This is a genomic window from Lacibacter cauensis (genome assembly GCF_007830055.1).
Classification (GTDB): Bacteria; Bacteroidota; Bacteroidia; order Chitinophagales; family Chitinophagaceae; genus Lacibacter; species Lacibacter cauensis.
In genome coordinates this window covers 51618-68767 of sequence record NZ_VLLE01000007.1, presented here as the reverse complement: position 1 = coordinate 68767, position 17150 = coordinate 51618, and the positions used below count along the sequence as shown (strand labels likewise).

At 42.1% G+C, this 17150-nt stretch carries 15 protein-coding genes; 6 read left to right on the top strand and 9 right to left on the bottom strand.

Translation table 11 applies throughout. The features are described 5' to 3' along the window. Positions 1-116: 116 nt before the first annotated feature. Positions 117-782, bottom strand: coding sequence for a protein-L-isoaspartate(D-aspartate) O-methyltransferase (locus IQ13_RS19640; RefSeq protein WP_144888457.1), 666 nt, complete (start codon positions 780-782; stop codon positions 117-119). A 279-nt stretch (positions 783-1061) separates the two neighbouring features. Further along, entirely contained in the window at positions 1062-2789 is a 1728-nt protein-coding gene (locus IQ13_RS19635) for a phospho-sugar mutase (RefSeq protein WP_144888456.1), read from the bottom strand. A gap of 157 nt (positions 2790-2946) precedes the next feature. Here IQ13_RS19635 and IQ13_RS19630 point away from each other — a divergent pair, with 157 nt between their 5' ends. Both IQ13_RS19630 and IQ13_RS19625 read left to right on the top strand, forming a co-directional pair. Next, the gene (locus IQ13_RS19630) at positions 2947-3858 is read left to right on the top strand and encodes a DUF2279 domain-containing protein (protein WP_144888455.1); all 912 of its coding nucleotides are present in this window, start codon (positions 2947-2949) and stop codon (positions 3856-3858) included. A gap of 1 nt (position 3859) precedes the next feature. Continuing rightward, positions 3860-4174, top strand: coding sequence for a hypothetical protein (locus IQ13_RS19625; protein WP_144888454.1), 315 nt, complete (start codon positions 3860-3862; stop codon positions 4172-4174). Here IQ13_RS19625 and IQ13_RS19620 read toward each other — a convergent pair whose 3' ends face one another. After that, positions 4175-4759, bottom strand: a complete 585-nt coding sequence (locus IQ13_RS19620; protein WP_144888453.1) for a DUF6702 family protein — start codon at positions 4757-4759, stop codon at positions 4175-4177. Positions 4760-4829: 70 nt separating this feature from the next. Between IQ13_RS19620 and IQ13_RS19615 the strand changes: the two genes are divergently transcribed. The 4 genes from IQ13_RS19615 to IQ13_RS19600 all read left to right on the top strand — a co-directional run bounded on the left by IQ13_RS19615 (position 4830) and on the right by IQ13_RS19600 (position 9734). Next, on the top strand, positions 4830-5408 hold the full coding sequence (locus IQ13_RS19615; protein ID WP_144888452.1) for a HupE/UreJ family protein: 579 nt from the start codon (positions 4830-4832) through the stop codon (positions 5406-5408). A 23-nt stretch (positions 5409-5431) separates the two neighbouring features. Further along, positions 5432-7750, top strand: coding sequence for a M1 family metallopeptidase (locus IQ13_RS19610; protein WP_144888451.1), 2319 nt, complete (start codon positions 5432-5434; stop codon positions 7748-7750). A gap of 154 nt (positions 7751-7904) precedes the next feature. After that, on the top strand, positions 7905-8720 hold the full coding sequence (locus IQ13_RS19605) for an alpha/beta hydrolase (protein WP_144888450.1): 816 nt from the start codon (positions 7905-7907) through the stop codon (positions 8718-8720). A 588-nt stretch (positions 8721-9308) separates the two neighbouring features. After that, positions 9309-9734 carry a hypothetical protein gene (locus IQ13_RS19600; protein WP_144888449.1) on the top strand — a complete coding sequence of 142 codons (426 nt, stop codon included), beginning with the start codon at positions 9309-9311 and terminating at the stop codon, positions 9732-9734. Between the two features lie 132 nt (positions 9735-9866). Here the strand turns inward: IQ13_RS19600 and IQ13_RS19595 are convergent, their stop codons facing one another. The 6 genes from IQ13_RS19595 to IQ13_RS19570 form a co-directional block, all read right to left on the bottom strand. Then, positions 9867-11273, bottom strand: a complete 1407-nt coding sequence (locus IQ13_RS19595) for a TolC family protein (RefSeq protein WP_158637446.1) — start codon at positions 11271-11273, stop codon at positions 9867-9869. Between the two features lie 20 nt (positions 11274-11293). After that, on the bottom strand, positions 11294-12655 hold the full coding sequence (locus IQ13_RS19590) for an HlyD family secretion protein (RefSeq protein WP_242009592.1): 1362 nt from the start codon (positions 12653-12655) through the stop codon (positions 11294-11296). 33 nt (positions 12656-12688) lie between these two features. Further along, a complete protein-coding gene (locus IQ13_RS19585; protein ID WP_144888447.1) occupies positions 12689-14362 on the bottom strand; it encodes a peptidase domain-containing ABC transporter in 1674 nt (557 codons plus the stop codon). Positions 14363-14608: 246 nt separating this feature from the next. Further along, positions 14609-16036 (bottom strand): L-serine ammonia-lyase, encoded by a 1428-nt coding sequence (locus tag IQ13_RS19580; protein ID WP_144888446.1) that lies wholly within the window; start codon positions 16034-16036, stop codon positions 14609-14611. Between the two features lie 80 nt (positions 16037-16116). Continuing rightward, the gene (locus IQ13_RS19575) at positions 16117-16647 is read right to left on the bottom strand and encodes an FKBP-type peptidyl-prolyl cis-trans isomerase (protein ID WP_144888445.1); all 531 of its coding nucleotides are present in this window, start codon (positions 16645-16647) and stop codon (positions 16117-16119) included. 26 nt (positions 16648-16673) lie between these two features. Then, positions 16674-17015, bottom strand: coding sequence for a hypothetical protein (locus tag IQ13_RS19570; protein WP_144888444.1), 342 nt, complete (start codon positions 17013-17015; stop codon positions 16674-16676). Positions 17016-17150: the final 135 nt, after the last annotated feature.

Below are 17150 nucleotides of genomic sequence, written 5' to 3'. Positions count from 1 at the left end.
TCCTCACTCATAAATACTTAAGAAAAAAAGATGTTAAATGATATTAGTAACGCTCTTTTGCACAGCACAAGCGCAACGCTTGCGCTATGTAATAACAAAAATCAAAGCAGCCCCACTCAATTCCCATTCTGCTTTCCACCCAGCATCGGTACAAACGAAAACTGTTCAAACTCTTCTTCAGTATAAGAACCGTCGGCCTGTTTAGTTAAACGTTTCATGCGTTGAGCATCACCTTCATCAACCGGTATTACCATCTTCGCACCCGTTTTCATTTGTTCAATGAGTTTCGGCGGAACAAACGGTGCAGCAGCCGTGATAATTACTTTATCAAACGGTGCAAACGTGGGCAATCCTTCAAAGCCATCGCCGTAAAAGAATTTAATGTTGAGGTATTTTTTTAAGAAAGGAAACGAAGCTTTATTAAAGTCAAAAAGTTTTTTCTGCCGTTCAATCGTATACACCTGTGCCTGCATTTCGGCCAGCACGCAAGCCTGGTAGGCACTACCGGTACCAATTTCCAATACTTTATCGTATGGCTTTATTTCAAGCAGCTGACTTTGGTACGCTACAGTATAGGGTTGCGAAATCGTTTGTCCTTCACCAATGGGGAATGCACGGTCTTCATATGCAATTTCATCAAAAGCCGTATCTAAAAAATAATGGCGGGGAATGTTGTTAATAGCTTCCAGCACACGTTCGTCGGTAATGCCTTTGCTGCGCAACAGCTCAACTAATTTTTTGCGTAATCCTTTGTGGCGGTAAGTATCTTCAAATCGTCTCATAAAGCGGGTGCAAAATAAGAAAGCTGTCGCTTTCATTTTTCTTTTTCTTTTTGCTTGTCCAAAAAGAAACAAAAAAGACCCCGATTTCGATTGACGACACGAAATCGGATTTCGCCTTGATTTAGCTGTTATGCTACTGAAGTGAAGAGCAAACTTGCGTACATCAACACACTTTCAACAGCAAACTAAAAAGACTGCATTGAGTGAATGCAGTCTTTCTATTTATATGATCGAATAGCGATGTCTTCGTAATTCTTACTTCGCACCTCGTACTTATACTTATTTCAACTGCATATCTTTTATAATACCATCAATACGTTCGTTGAGTTGCTGATGTACGGCATCAAAGTTTTCTGCTTTATCCAACGGTGCATGTACGCTGAAATAGAATTTGATCTTTGGTTCGGTACCGCTTGGTCGTGCAGAAATTTTGCTGCCATCAGCTAAAATAAACTGCAACACATTACTCTTTGGTAAGTTGATCGTCCACTCCTCACCAGTTTGTACATTCTTGCCTTTCTGCAACTGGTAATCGAGCAATTGTGCAACTGCTGAACCATTAATAACAGTTGGTGTATTGTTACGGTAGCCTTCCATCATCGCTGCAATTTCGGCTTGTCCGTTCATGCCCTTTTTGGTAATGGAGATGAGGCTTTCTTTATAAAAACCGTACTGGACATACAGGTCAATCATTTTTTGATAAAGACTGCGGCCTTTGTTCTTTTCATACGCTGCCATTTCGCAGAGCAATGCTACAGCGCTGATGGCATCTTTATCACGCAGCTGGCTGCCGATCATCAAACCATAACTTTCTTCTCCGCCAACAATATAATTTTCTGTTGCTTCTTTTTCTTTGATCAGTTCAGCAATCCATTTAAAACCGGTGAGCACATTGTAGCAATTGATGTTACTTGCCTTGGCAATGGTATCGATCATTTCGGTGGTAACAATCGTCTTCACCACCATATCGTTCGGTTGATTGATGCCTTTTGCCTTGCGTGCTTCAATCATGTAATTGAAAGCAAGCACAGCTGTTTGGTTACCATTCATGAGTACCCAGTTACCGTTGTGGTCTTTTACACCAATACCCACACGATCACTGTCAGGATCGGTACCTAATAATATATCAGCATCGAGTTCTTTAGCTTTCCTCAAACCAATGCTCATCGCTTCTGCTTCTTCAGGGTTGGGATACACCACGGTTGGAAAATTACCATTGGGTTCTTTCTGTTCATCCACAATGGTTACGTTGGTAAATCCAAAACGTTGCAATACTTCGGGCACCAGTGTAATACCTGTGCCGTGGATAGAGGTGTACACAATTTTGAGATCGTGTTGCGCCTTGCATACTTCCGGGTAAACACTAAGGCTTTGCACCATCTGCATATACGCTTCATCCATTTCTCTTCCGATCAAGGTAATGTTGCTTTCGCCTCCACTCCATTTTACATCATCTACTCCTGCAATTTTATCTACTTCGGTAATTACATTTTTATCGTGTGGGGGAACCAATTGTCCGCCATCATTCCAATAGGCTTTGTACCCATTGTATTCTTTAGGGTTGTGCGATGCAGTACAAACCACACCACCCTGGCAACCCAAATGACGGATGGCAAAACTCAACTCCGGTGTAGGACGCAATGCTTCAAACAAAAACACTTTGATGCCGTTGGCGCCCATTACGTTGGCAACAATTTCTGCAAACAGGCGACTGTTGTTGCGGCTATCGTGACCCACTACCACTTTTACATTGCCTTCGCCAAAACTTTTATTGAGATAATTGGCATAACCCTGCGTAGCCATACCCACTGTATACTTGTTCATACGGTTGGTGCCAATGCCCATAATACCACGTAAACCACCGGTACCGAATTCGAGGTTGCGGTAAAACGAATCAGCCAGTTCATCGGGATGATCCTGTTGCATTTTTTTGATTTCATCTTTTACCGATTGCTCGAAATTTCCATCGAGCCACTTTTGTACATTGGCCTGAATCGTAGCTTGCATACAGTTTAATTTTTTTAGAGATTCAAATGTAGTATTCTGCTGCTAACATTCAAAAAGCTGCATAATGATTTTAGCGTGCATAGAAAACGGTTGTTTGTAATGAGTGGTAATTGCTGCAGCTTCCGTATTTTGCAACTGTTCACCTGCCGTTATACACATGAAGAAACTGATACTGCTGTTTTTATTTGCTGCACTTTCCATTCAGCAGCTGGCTGCGCAGCAGTATTTCCTTCCGCCGAGTGAGCAGTTTCGTCCCGACCGTTTAAAGAAAGTGGTGTTTACCGAGTCGGCCATTTTTGTGCTTACCTCCATCGGGCTTTATTTTCTATGGTATAAAAAATATCCCAAAAGCAAGTTTCATTTTTTGAACGATAACCGTGAATGGTTGCAGATGGATAAGCTGGGGCATGCAACAACAGCTTACAATATTTCCACCATGCAGCACGATCTGTTGCGCTGGAGCGGTGTTAAGCCGAACCAGGCTATTGTAGGCAGCGCACTTACCTCGCTTGCATTTTTAGGCATTGTAGAAGTGATGGATGGCTTTAGCCGTGACTGGGGTTTTTCCAATGGCGATATGCTGGCCAACCTCTCCGGTATTGGCTTGTTTGCAGCGCAACAAAAAGGTTGGGGACAGCAACGCATTGGGTTGAAATTTTCGGCCAGTTTTACACCGTATGCACAATACAATCCCAAACAGCTCGGCAGCAAATGGGCCGAACGGTTAATGAAAGATTACAACGGGCAAACCTATTGGCTGAGTGTAAACCTGCGCTCGTTTATGAAAACGGAAAGTACTTTTCCGGTATGGCTGAATGCCGCCGCCGGTATTGGTGCGGATGGTATGATTGGTGCCCGACAAAATCCGACTGAGATAAACGGTAAAATAATACCTTCGTTTAAACGAAGCCGCCAGTTTTACCTGGCTGCTGATGCAGATCTGCATCGTATCCGTTCGCAGCAAGCCCTGAACGCACCTTTGTTTTCGTTACAATATTTTAAAATTCCGGCTCCTGCTATTGAGTACAATACCAACAGGAAGCTTACATTAAAACCCATCCAGTTTTAGCATGTTAACATTACTGCTATACGGACTGCTTGCTTTGTTTCTTTTGCTTTACCTGCTGCGTGCATTACTCATGGCAGGTTACGATCGTTTAAATGCAAAAAATGAAAAAAGCAGCCACTCCCCTCTTTCCAGTCTTTTTGCTGCAAACATTGTTACGCTGAGGCCCTTGCGTGAACCCAAATTAAGAGCAAGAAGTATCGATCAGAAAAGACATCTTGTGTTTCAGAAAAAAGCAACAGCTTATTACTATCTTTTATGGATTTCGCTGCTTGCCATTCTGTTTCTGGCAGCAAAAATTTATCTGGATGCGTTTTAATTACCAGCTGAAGGAAACTTGGTTATTGGGATAGTTGAGACGGTAACTTTTACGCTCGCCTTTATTTTTAAAATGAATGATGTTGAGCTGATCTTCCCTGTAGCTGTACAATACATCGTTGAACACGGTAGCCGATTTAAATGCTGCTGTATTTTTGGCCAGCAGGTAAATCCAGATGGCTTCACCTTCTTCTTCAAATCCAAAAAAATCTAAGGCAACGGCTTTGTTATCGAGTTGAAGTTTTAAATGCTTTTGCAGGTAGCGTTGCAGCAGTTGTTCGTTCTCCTTTTTTTGTGCTGCGTTTACAATATCCACTTTCTTATTGAACTCTCTTTTCAATGCTTCTTCGAGATCGTCGGTAAAAATTTTGCAGGCAACCTGTACTTCTTTTTCAGCAGGTTTGTACTCCAGCTCGGTAACGCTCATGTAATAAGGGTGCAGGGAGAAAGCCGTTAGCCATAAGCCGATAGCCAGCAGTAAACACAGACGTCGGACGATTGACCACCGACGATTCACCACTGACGACTTACGACTCACCACTACCGGCTTGCCTTCACCGAGCCGCTTATATAATACTGCCACCATTAACCGATTAAATTTTAAGGGTACAAACTTCTGTTTTATTTTCCAGCTTCAATCACCGCTGCAATAAAAAATGGAGGATTTTGGGTTTTATTTAAGGGAAGGTTTTTACCATATTACCGATTGGAAAGGGTACGATCACATCCTTTTTATCATGGCGCTGTGCCTCCCTTATATTGCAAAAGATTGGAAAAAAGTACTGGTACTCGTTACGGCTTTTACAGTCGGGCATTCGGTTACACTTGCATTAAGCGTGTTTGATGCAATACTCATCTCCAGCAAATGGATTGAGTTTCTGATACCGGTTACCATACTGCTAACCTCACTTGGAAATCTCCTGCAAAAAAAAGAAACACCCAATCAGCCAAAGCTGCGTTATATTGCTGCTTTGTTGTTTGGCTGCATTCATGGACTTGGCTTCAGCAACTACCTGAAAAGCATGCTGGGAAAAAGTGAATCAATCGTTACCCAGCTGCTGGCGTTTAATGTAGGGTTAGAATTTGGCCAGTTATTGATTGTAGTAGTCGTCATGTTGCTGGCGTTTCTGTGTATACAAGTGTTCAATATACAACGCAGAGAATGGACCTTGTTTGTTACAGGTGGTATAGCAGCATTGTCGATAGTAATGGCATTAGAGCGTTTGCCTTTTTAAAGCATTGAGAAAAAATCTGAACTATGCATATTCGTTTTTTATTGGGTTGTTTACTGCTTACTGTGGTAAGTGTGGCGCAACCTCCGCAAAGTAACCCGGGCAGTAATCATGGCAACCGCTTTGAACAACTGGGTTATTTATTACAAAGTCCTAATGAGTACCGTACAGCCAGTGGTGCTCCCGGTCCGAAATACTGGCAACAAAAAGCCGATTACGACATCAGCGTAGAGCTGGATGAATCGAATTTGCGTTTAACCGGTACTGAAACCATTACGTATTTCAACAACTCGCCCGATGCGTTAACGTATTTGTGGTTACAGGTTGATGGAAACATTCATCATCCAGATCATGATTACCTGCGTAACGGTCGCAACCGCATGGATGCAACCATGAGCAATACGCAATTGCAGAACATTGAAAAATGGCGTATTGCAAAAGAAAACGACCTGGGTGTAAAAATTACAAAGCTTACTGATGCCGCAGGCAATGCTTTAAAATACACCATCAACCAAACGATGATGCGTGTTGATTTACCCACTGCTTTGAAGCCCGGTCAGAAGTTTGTTTTCAAAATCGATTGGAACTATAAAATTCCGGATCGTGGTGTATGGGGAAGCCGTGGTGGTTACGAGCTGTTTCCGGAAGATGGAAATATGGTGTTTACCATGAGCCAGTTTTATCCACGCATGGCTGTGTACAGCGATTTCCAGGGCTGGCAGAACACACAGTTCAGTGGTGGTGCAGAGTTTGCATTAACCTTTGGCAACTTTAAAGTAAAAATGACGGTGCCGGGTGATTTTGTGGTAGCTGCAACCGGCGAATGTCAGAACTATAATCAATTACTTACACCTGCACAATTGCAACGCTGGAAACAGGCGCAAACTGCAAAAGATGTAGTGGAAGTAGTTACGCTTGATGAAGCAGTAGCGAACGAAAAAGATAAATCGACTGATAAAAAAACCTGGATCTATTCTGCAGAAAACGTGCGTGACTTTGCATGGGGTGCCAGCCGTAAGTTTATCTGGGATGCGATGCCTACATATGTTGAAGGTAAGAAGATCATGAGCATGAGCTACTACCCGAAAGAAGCGTATGGCTTATGGCGTAAGTATTCAACCAAGGTTACAGCACATACATTGAAAGTGTATTCAAAACACACCATTCCTTATCCTTATCCTGTTGCATTATCAGTAGAAGCATCGCAGGGTATGGAATATCCGATGATTGCTTTCAACTACGGCCGTACAGAAAAAGATGGTACGTACAGCGAAGCAACCAAGTACGGAATGATTGGTGTAGTGATTCACGAAGTAGGTCACAACTTCTTCCCGATGATCGTTAACAGCGATGAGCGTCAGTACTGGTGGATGGATGAAGGCTTAAATACCTTTACCCAATTCTTAACCGAAGGTGAGTTTGATAACAACTATCCTTCACGCCGTGGACCTGCGCATCTTATTACCGATTATATGAAGCTGCCGAAAGATCAGCTGGAGCCGATTATGACGATGGGTGATAACGTATTGCAGGTTGGTTCGAACGCTTATGCAAAAGCGGCAACCGGTTTAAATATTTTGCGTGAAACGGTGATGGGTCGTGAATTATTTGATTATTCATTCCGTGAATATGCACGCCGCTGGGCATTTAAACATCCAACACCTGCCGATCTTTTCCGCACAATGGAAGATGCAAGTGCTGTTGATCTTGATTGGTTCTGGAGAGGCTGGTATTATGGCACAGAGCCTGTAGATATTTCGCTCGACAGTGTACGTTGGTTTAAAGTAAACGATGCAGCCAATGCAGCTGCATTCCAGCGCCAGGAATTTAATGCTGTACACAAACTGCGTAACAAAGAAGATAAGAGTATTGTATACGCAACAGATGCCGACACAAGCTTGCGTGATTATTATTATTACAATCCCGATGCGGATATAAAGTTTGCACAGCAACAACGTGAAGCTGCTATTCCGGTTGATAATGAAAACAAAAGCAAATGGGCCAATAAAAACTTTTACGAGTTAAGCTTTACCAACAAAGGTGGTATGGTGATGCCGGTAATTGTTGAATGGACTTACAAAGATGGCAGCAAAGAAGTTGACCGTATTCCTGTAAGTGTTTGGAAACTGAATGAACAGAAGTTTACCAAAGTGTTCATCAAGGATAAAGAAGTGGCTGCTATCCGTATCGATCCAATGCGTGAAACTGCTGACATTGATGAGAGCAACAACTTATGGCCGGTGAAAGAAATGCCATCGAAGTTTACCTTGTTCCGTCAGGGCGGTGGTCCTGCACGTGGAGCTAGCGCAGGTGGCAACTCAATGCAAAGAGCACAGAAGAATTAAGATAGTAGCACGAAGTATACAAAGCTTTCACAAAGGGCACAGAGAATATCTCTGTGCCCTTTGTGCGTTTATTCCCTTTTGTTCTTTGTGTTTAAACTAAATAAAAAATGAGTTGATGATCTTCTTTATTTCAACCTTGTGTTATCTTCAACACATGAAACAACTGACCACTCTCCTCTTCTTCTTTTTTCTTTCTTTTCATCTCTTCGCTGGTAAAGTTGATACCATCACTGTGTTCAGCAACAGCATGCAGAAGGAAATTAAGTGCGTTGTAATTACACCAAAAAAGTATAAAAAAAGTAAAGAACGTTTTCCGGTTGTATATCTTTTACATGGTTACAGCGGTAACTACGCCAGCTGGATCAAAGAAGCACCACAGCTTGTACAAAAGGCCGATGAACTGCAGATGATGATTGTTTGTCCGGATGGTGGTTATTACAGCTGGTATTTCGATAGCCCTGTTGATCCGAAAATGAAATATGAAACTTTTGTAAGTAAAGAGTTGGTGAGTTATATCGACAGTACTTACAAAACCATTGCAGATAAAAAAGGAAGAGCCATTACCGGTTTAAGTATGGGCGGACATGGTGCCCTTTATCTTGCGGTGCGTAACAAAGATGTGTATGCACAGGCAGGTTCAATGGCTGGCGGTGTGGATATACGCCCCTTCCCCGATAAATGGCAAATTAAACAGGTACTTGGTGCTATTACCACCAATAAAGAAAACTGGGATAACTATGCGGTTATTACACAAGTAGAAACATTGAAGAATGGCGAATTGAATCTGCTCATTGATTGTGGTCTCGGCGATTTCTTTTTAGAAGTGAACCGCAACCTGCACCAGAAGTTGATGCGGCTGAAAATAGATCATGATTATACCGAACGGCCAGGTGTGCACAACGGTGCTTATTGGGGCAGTGCAGTAGATTATCACTTGCTGTTTTTTAAGAAGGGGTTGGGGAAGAAGTAAAGGATAACTTAATTAAAAACAAACCTATAACCATGAAAAAAGTAATCATAATTACATCCATCTTATTCTACAGTTTTTACGCAAACGCTCAATCCGACTATCTGTTAACTGTCGCAGAAACAAAATCATTCTCGGAAAAGATTACCAATCTCTTTTTTACCAAGAAAATATTGTAAGCAACTAAGGAACTTCGAAAGTTCTGGCCAATACCTGAGAATGAAATTCTTTCATTTGAAGAAAAGACTATTAAATATCTTAACCTGATCAGTGATCGATTCGGGAATCCAATTAACTACGTAAAAGTAAAAAATGAAACAATCCTCGACTTTGCTATCAGGGAAACTTATCTGATTCGTTACGACAACACAGCAATCCGTTTAATAATCACCTACTATAAAAATAAAAATGGATGGATCGTAAATGCATTTAAATGGGATGATTCCTTTACAGAAGAGTTCAAGTAGAACGAACAGGCAGAAAATTTACAACCACTGTTCAGCGTAAATATATCCTACACATTTCATTTTAGATCATTTTATTGAGTATTTCACTATTTTTATCCTTATAACCAAACTCTAAAATTTTTTAATGAAAAAGCTAACCCAATTAAAATCGCATCTGCTCTTCGCAGTATTATTCAGCGTAACAATCGCAAGCTGTAAAAAAGACACAACCCAAACAGCAAAAAACATACAAGGACTGTGGGTTGGAACAATTGGAAACAGCTCAAGTTCAGGAGTGCCCTACAGCCTTGCAATTAAATCCGACGGAAAAATAACGTTTGAAGGTTATGCAGGCAACGTTTATCATTTTGGTGTCGGCACATGGACGTTATCCGCTAATACTTTTACAGCTAACGTAACCACTATGTATGGTATTTCATCTAATGTTGGCGTACAGCAACGTTTAACTGCAACTTTTAACCCATCTAATGGAACGCTGACAAACGGTACTTATGTGAATGTAAACCCTGCAAATGACAATGGTACTTTTGCTGTAACAAAAGTTTATTAGACTTTAGTTTACAAAGAGTAGTAGGTATTAGAAAGTATAGCAATTCGACCTTTTTTCAAAAACCGAAGGTTGAATTGCTGTATTTATTTGAAGACGGTAGCAAAGCTTAAAGTCTCACAATCCATAGAAGATTTACTGCAACAAACCTGTAGCCCAATTCAACGCAGCAAAAGCCTGGTAGAATTTTGTTTTCAACTCCAGTAATTTCTGCTCTGCTTCCAGCACTTTTGTTTCACGTGAGTTGAGTAAAAACAAAGTTGTTTCGCCAAATGAAAACTTCAGCAGTTCGGCATTGTACAGCTTACGGTAGTTGTCTAAAGCAGCTTCATAAATACGCACCTGCTTTTGTAAGTTCACCACTTCGTTATAATGAAAGCGTACTTTGTTTTCAATAGTAAGCGCTGTAAAGTTTCTGTCGAGCTCTGTCGATTTTAGTTTGATGCGTGCAGCTTTGTAATCGCCAATACCGCTGCGGTTTGGTATAGGTACAACTGCACTTACTCCAAACTTGTAGTTGTTTTCGAGAATGTTGTTTTTAAACGCATTACCCAGGTTATACCCCTTTTGCAAAAAATTATATTTCAGATCCAGCTTAGGTAATAAGCTCTGAAATTTTAACCGGCGTTCGATTTCAAGCGACTGCAGCTTAAAATCGATCTGTTGTAATTTTGGATGGTTCAGTGCTGCATTCGCCAGCATACTATCGAGCGATGCAATTTTATACATCGCCAGTTGTTGTTTGCTCCACAAAGTATCTGGTATTATATTTTCAGGCAGGTAAGCAGGCTTGTTATCGGGCAACCATAAATACACCGAAAGTTCCAGTGCCGATTTTCTGTATTTCAACCACGCATCTTCTCGCAGCTGCTGAAAGGCTTGCAGTTGTACCAAGGCTTCAGAGGTATCAATCGCTGCACGATCGCCCTGTTCGAAAGAGATTCGCACCAGTTTGTATCGAGCTTCATTTAAAGCTATGGTCGTATCTAAAACCTGTAATACCTGGTAATCCTTCGCCCAGTTCCAATATGCTTTGTACGCATCAAAAAATAATTCGTTAATGATGGTCCGGCGTTCAAATTCCGATTGCTGTGTAAACAGTTTACCCTGTTGCAAAGCGGCCCTTCGTTTATCGAGCACAAGGTCTTTCAACAACGGAATACTGATGCCTGCATAACTGCTTTGTCCAAGTGTAATTTCACGATTGGTGTTATCGCCAAAATTATTTTCCAGTCCACCATATAACTCAACACCAAACCATGTTGGTATTACTACTTCTGCATTCGTGTAGTTGTAATAATTCTTGCCATCGAATGTTTTACGATCGGTGTTGAAGGCGAGCACCGGATCAAAATTTCCACGCACAGATAACAATCCGGCTCTTGCAAGATCAACTAACAAACCGGCCTGCTTTGCTACAGGATGATTATTGCGTACTGCAGTTAAAAAATCTTCTTCAGTAAACACACGCAGCGTATCCTGTGCCGGTAATAACCGTGCAAGCATACAAACAAAACACAACAACAATCCTTTCTTTATCATACGCATGGTTTCTGCTCTTCTTATTTTTTTTCTTTTTCGCCGCCTGTGCTTTTGCCTGCCGATTGTTTATAATAATCGGGAGGGAAACCGTTCACCTGCCGCCACAGTTCGTACCACACAGGTACATCTTTTAACAACGCAAAACTTACAGCACCGGTACCGAGTTTTAAATCGGCAGGCCATTTGCGATCATCTTCATCTTCTGCAACCAGCACACGGAATAAACCATTTTCGCTGAGGTTTGATTCGATGGCTACAATTTTACCACCAAATGTTCCGTACGACGCCTGCGGCCATCCGCTGAAGATAATTGCCGGAAAACCATCGAACGTAAATCGTACTTTCTGACCAATAGCCAGCAATTGTAAATCCATTGGCTTTACCCATACTTCTGCTGCCAGTTGATAATTTTGGGGCACCACCTCTACAATCATCTCCCCTTCTTTTACAATTTCATTGATACCTGCTTTGCGTGCTTTAATCACTTGTCCATCCTGCGGCGCCAATACATAATACTGTCCGTTACGGATGCGGTAGTTTTCGTATTGGTTGCGAAGCTTTGCTACCTTACCCTGCCCTGCTGCTATTTGCGATTGCGATTGAAAACGATCGCCTGCTGCTTTTGCAATTTTTTCTGCATACCCCTGGATGGTTGCACTACGGTCTAATTGCAGAATCAGCAGATCCTGTTTGCTGTTATTGTAATCGTTTTGCGCACCAACTAGTTTTGCATTCACGTTTTGATGCTGCACTTTTCGTCGTTCGTATTCGGTTAAAGGAATAACACCTTGTTCAAACATTTTAGTAGCAGCATCAAGCTGACGATCAGCAACCGTCATTTCGTTTTTTGCAGCCACCACTTTCATACTGTCGCTTTGTACTTTACGTTTTGTCTGCACCAGCTTATTATCAATTGAGCTGAGTTTAAGCTCCTGCTCATTTTCCATCGCTGTAATCTGATCATCGGTGGTTTTCACTTTGCCCTCATAATAATCGATGGTTAACTGCTCTGCAGAAAGTTGCTGGCCTGTACGTTCCAGCAATTGCGGATCGAGATAGTCATCTTTTATTTCGGCCAGTTGAACAATAGTATCGCCTTTCTTTACAAAATCGCCTTCCTTCACCCACCATTTTACAATACGGCCGGCAATGATGTTGTTCAACTGCTGCGGACGTTGCTCCTGGCGAAGAGTAGTAACTGCGCCTGTACTGCGGATGTTTTGTGTCCATGGAATAAACATGATCAACACAATAATGCCGATGATGATAAAAAAGTAACGGCGAACCTTGCTGGTTTTATTGTGCCTGTATATTTCGGTAAACGAACGCAGGGGCTTACCAACTTTTGCCTCAATATCTTCACTTAATAACTCCATAGCCATACGCAATACATTAGCTGTTTAATAAGGATAATTTTATTTTACAATGCTGCCGTCCTGTATTTCAAGCACCTCATCGCAACTGCGGGCAAAATGCACATCGTTTGTTATAACCAATACCGTGGTTGCAGGTGTTTCGTGCAACAGGTAATGCTGAACTTTTTGTTTACAGGTTTCATCAAAACCCAGCCAGGGTTCTTCGAGCAGCAATAACTTGGGCTCCGATACCAAAGCCCGGAGTAAAAGCACTTTCCGTATAACGGCGCTGGACAACCGCTTTCCTGCGGCATCAATACGTGTATCGAAACCATGCTTTAAGGATGAAATAAAATCGCTGACACCAAGCTTCTCCGCCAGCTCGGTAATATGGGTGGTGGTTACATTGGTATCGCCGAGTGAAATATTTTCGTATAACGTTCCTTCAAAAATATCCTGTTGATGAAAAAGGATTCCAGTTTCGGCACGCAGCAAGGTTGGGCTGTAATTACCAATAGGAATATCATTAATGGTAATGGCTCCTTTAAAATCGGCATAAGCACCTGTAAGCATTTTCAGTAAGGTAGATTTACCTGATCCGTCGCTTCCCCTGATGCAGAGCTTTTGCCCTTTACCCACCTTAAACGAAAGATTGGAAAGAATGGTTGCCCGATCGTTGTAGCCAAATGTTACATCCTGGAACTGGATAGCTAATCCTTTAGATCCGGCATCGGGGCGTAAACTGCCTTCGGGTTCGAGCGGTTTATCAATTACTTTTCCCAGCTTTTCTACACTGGTTAAAATATCATACACCTTGTCAAGGCTTTTGATCAGCTTTTCTACCGAAGCCAAAACAGTAATGATCACGATTTCTGCCGCTGCAAACTGACCTACGTTGATTTGATTACCCACCAGCAATGCAGCTCCCACAATTAACATCCCGGCAGTAATCAAAATCTTAAATCCAACCAATGCCCAGTACTGAAAAATAAGTACTTTAAAATGGCCTGTTCGTGCATGCAGGTAATCTGTTACTAAGTGATCAGTTTTATCGACGGGTAAAGAAGAGCCTCTTGAAAACTGGAACGATTTCAACACTCTTGCTATTTCTTCGAGCCAGCCCGCTACCGCATATTTACGATCACTTTCCAGCAAACTAGTTGCAAGCCCACGCTTATAAGTAAGGCGAAGAATAACCACAATGATAAAAAACACCATTAAACTGAAAATGATGAACACATTGGAGTAAAGCGATAACAGTACCAATCCGAAAATAACCTGTATTAAAGCAGCCGGAATATCAATCAGCAAACGGGAAAGACTTTTCTCCAGATTAATGGTATCGAAAAAACGATTTACAAATTCGGGCAGGTAATACCCATCAATCTGTTTTAGATCGAGCCTTGGAATGCGCCATGCAAATTCAAACGAATAGCGTGCAAATAAACGCTGTTGTATTTTTTCAATAATCCGCATCTGGTTTACCTGCAGTAAACCTGTTGCGAACACACTTAATACAACCATAATAATTAAAACAACAATAGAAGTGGAAAGACGGCCGGCCAGAACAAAGTTGATGATTGCCTGAACGCCCAACGGCACAGCCAATTGCAATAGACCTGCAAGTATTGCGTAAAAATAAATTGCCCCGATCTCCTTCCTCTCGAGGTTTATTACCTGTAATAAACGCTGTAGAGGACGACTCAGATCCTTTTCTGCCTGTTCGTTTGCCATTGTGCCTGACCGTTATGTTAAAGAAAGTTGCTGCGAGTGCTGTTCCGCTGAACCGCTCTCAAAAAAGTTGTGCAAAAAAAAGGTATTTCGCTGAAATAGCTTTTCTGTTGTACACAACTTTTAAGTTTTTTAACAACTACGAACACAGGCGGACTGTATTCGCTGCAGCAAACACCGAGCAACAGGTTTTGAATAACAAGTAACACTAAAAAAACAAAAAAGGTTCAACAGCCGAGCTGATTTTCGTCAACATTCAGGTAAGGCAATGGGGATGTTTATGGCCAAACCACCTTCGGCAGTCTCTTTGTATTTGTGATTCATGTCCTGCGAGGTTTCCCACATGGTTTTAACCACAGCATCCAGCGACACTTTGGCAAAATCGGGCGTGCTTTGCAAGGCCAGCTGCGATGCGGTAATAGCCTTGATGGCTCCCATTGTATTACGTTCAATGCAGGGCACCTGTACCAGCCCGGCAATCGGATCGCAGGTTAAACCCAAGTGATGCTCCATGGCTATTTCACCAGCCATCAACACCTGTTTTTGGGTACCGCCCATACATTCGGTTAAGGCCGCTGCTGCCATAGCACTGGATACACCTATCTCGGCCTGGCATCCACCCATTGCAGCCGAAATGGTAGCGCCTTTTTTAAAGATGCTGCCAACTTCTGAAGCCGTTGCTAAAAAGCGAATGATCTTTTCCTCGTCGTGCCCATTACAAAAACAAACATAATACATGAGCACGGCAGGAATTACGCCGGCTGCACCATTGGTTGGAGCTGTTACCACCCTGCCGAACGATGCATTTTCTTCATTAACTGCAAGTGCAAAACAACTTACCCAGTCGAGTGTGTATTTAAAGTCATTGCCGCCTTTACGGATCACTTCTACCCACTCACTAAAATCTTTGTACGAATGTTGCTGCAGTAATTTTTTATTGAGTCCTGATGCTCGGCGTTTTACATTGAGTCCGCCCGGCAAGTAACCTTCGGTATGGCATCCTTTGAAAATACATTGGTGCATTACCCGCCAGATGTTGAGTATACCCTGCTTTGTTTCGTCTTCGCTGCGCCAGGCATTTTCATTCTCCATTACAATTTCGCTGATGCTCATCCCGGTTTTCATACACCAGTGCAACAGATCCTGGGCTGTATCAACCGGAAAAGGTAACTGCACCTGTGCTTTACCGATAGTGGTTTCATTTTCCTTCACCACAAAACCTCCGCCAATGGAATAGTAGGTTTCAGCAATTGATTGACCATTCTTGAACGCAGCAAGAAATGTAACGGCGTTGGGATGAAAGGGCAAACTCTCACTCATTAAAAACTCAATATCTTCTGCCGGATCAAAATCAATTTCGTGCCGGCCACCCAGTATCATTTTCTTCATGGCAGCAATATCATTGATCTTGCTATCGATAGCGGTTACATCAAACGTAACCGGATCATCGCCGCACAAACCCAATTCAATGGCAACATCAGTACCATGTCCTTTTCCTGTTTTCGCTAAGGAACCATACAAAAGCACACGTACCGACTGTACATTTTGCAAAGGCTGCAACTGTTCAACAGACAGTACAAAACGTTGCGCTGCCCTCCATGGGCCAAGTGTATGGCTGCTGGATGGGCCAACGCCGATTTTAAACATGTCGAAAACGGAAATAGGTTCGTAGGCCACAATCAAATAGTTTTTACAAATGTAGGTAAACAAAAAAGCTCTCCGTTGTTTGCGGAGAGCTTTGTATCGAAAGCTTATTGTTAACCGTTTATCGCAATCAGTTTCATTTCAAAAATTAAAACCGCATTGGGCAAAATGTAATAAAGCCCTGTATTAGGATTTTGCCAGCCACTAATACCGTAGCCTAACGATGGCGGAATAAACATGCGGATCACACCACCTTCACCAATTAATGGCAGTGTTCTTCTCCAACCCTCGATGAGGTTAGAAATTTCAGGAAATGTTGCCGGACTTGCAGCAGTTGCCTGATCGAAAACATTCCCATTACGATAATAGCCTTTGTACGCCACAGTAACACTGGTGCACATGCCGGCACGCTTACTGTTACCTGCAGTATCAATTACATAATACAAACCACTTCCACTCAATTCAGTTCTGGTCGTAATCCCCATCGAATCGAGATACTTGATCACCATTGCTTTTTCTGCATCGGATGCTACTGTGGTACCGGGAGTAGCGGTACAAGCTTTTGTATCTTTTTTTCCGCAGGCACTAATCAAAAATGCAGCAACCACTACTGCAACCACCAACTTTAAGTTTACTCTTTTCATATTTGTTTAAATAACGTTTCCTTTTATTATAGATTTGACAATTCATTTTCTGTTACCGTTGCCTCGCTCTCCTGTTTTTCTTTCAGCTCGTTGTAACGTTGCTCATTCAACTCCCATTTTAACCGCATGCGGAAGATGGCATAAAAAACAATAATGAGTAAAACAGCAATTAAAATAACCGTAAGCTGCGAACCAGATACATACGGCATGTTTTTGTACCATCCCCTGAACATTACACTCAACAGAATAGGAAACCCAAACGCAAGACCAAGCGGTAAGCCTACCGATAATTGTGTAACCAGTTTTTTTTCCCGTTTACTGTTTGCTTCCCACCAGGTAATAAATTCTTTATCCTCCTTCGACAACATAACCAGCTTTTGTGCAAATGTAGGTAAGTAAGGGCTGCCATAATGGTGTTTCTACGATGTTTTAACAAGTACTAATCGCTTGTTTTAGCGAACTGTATGAGAAAAGAAGGTTTTTAAGTAAGTTTGGAAAAAAAT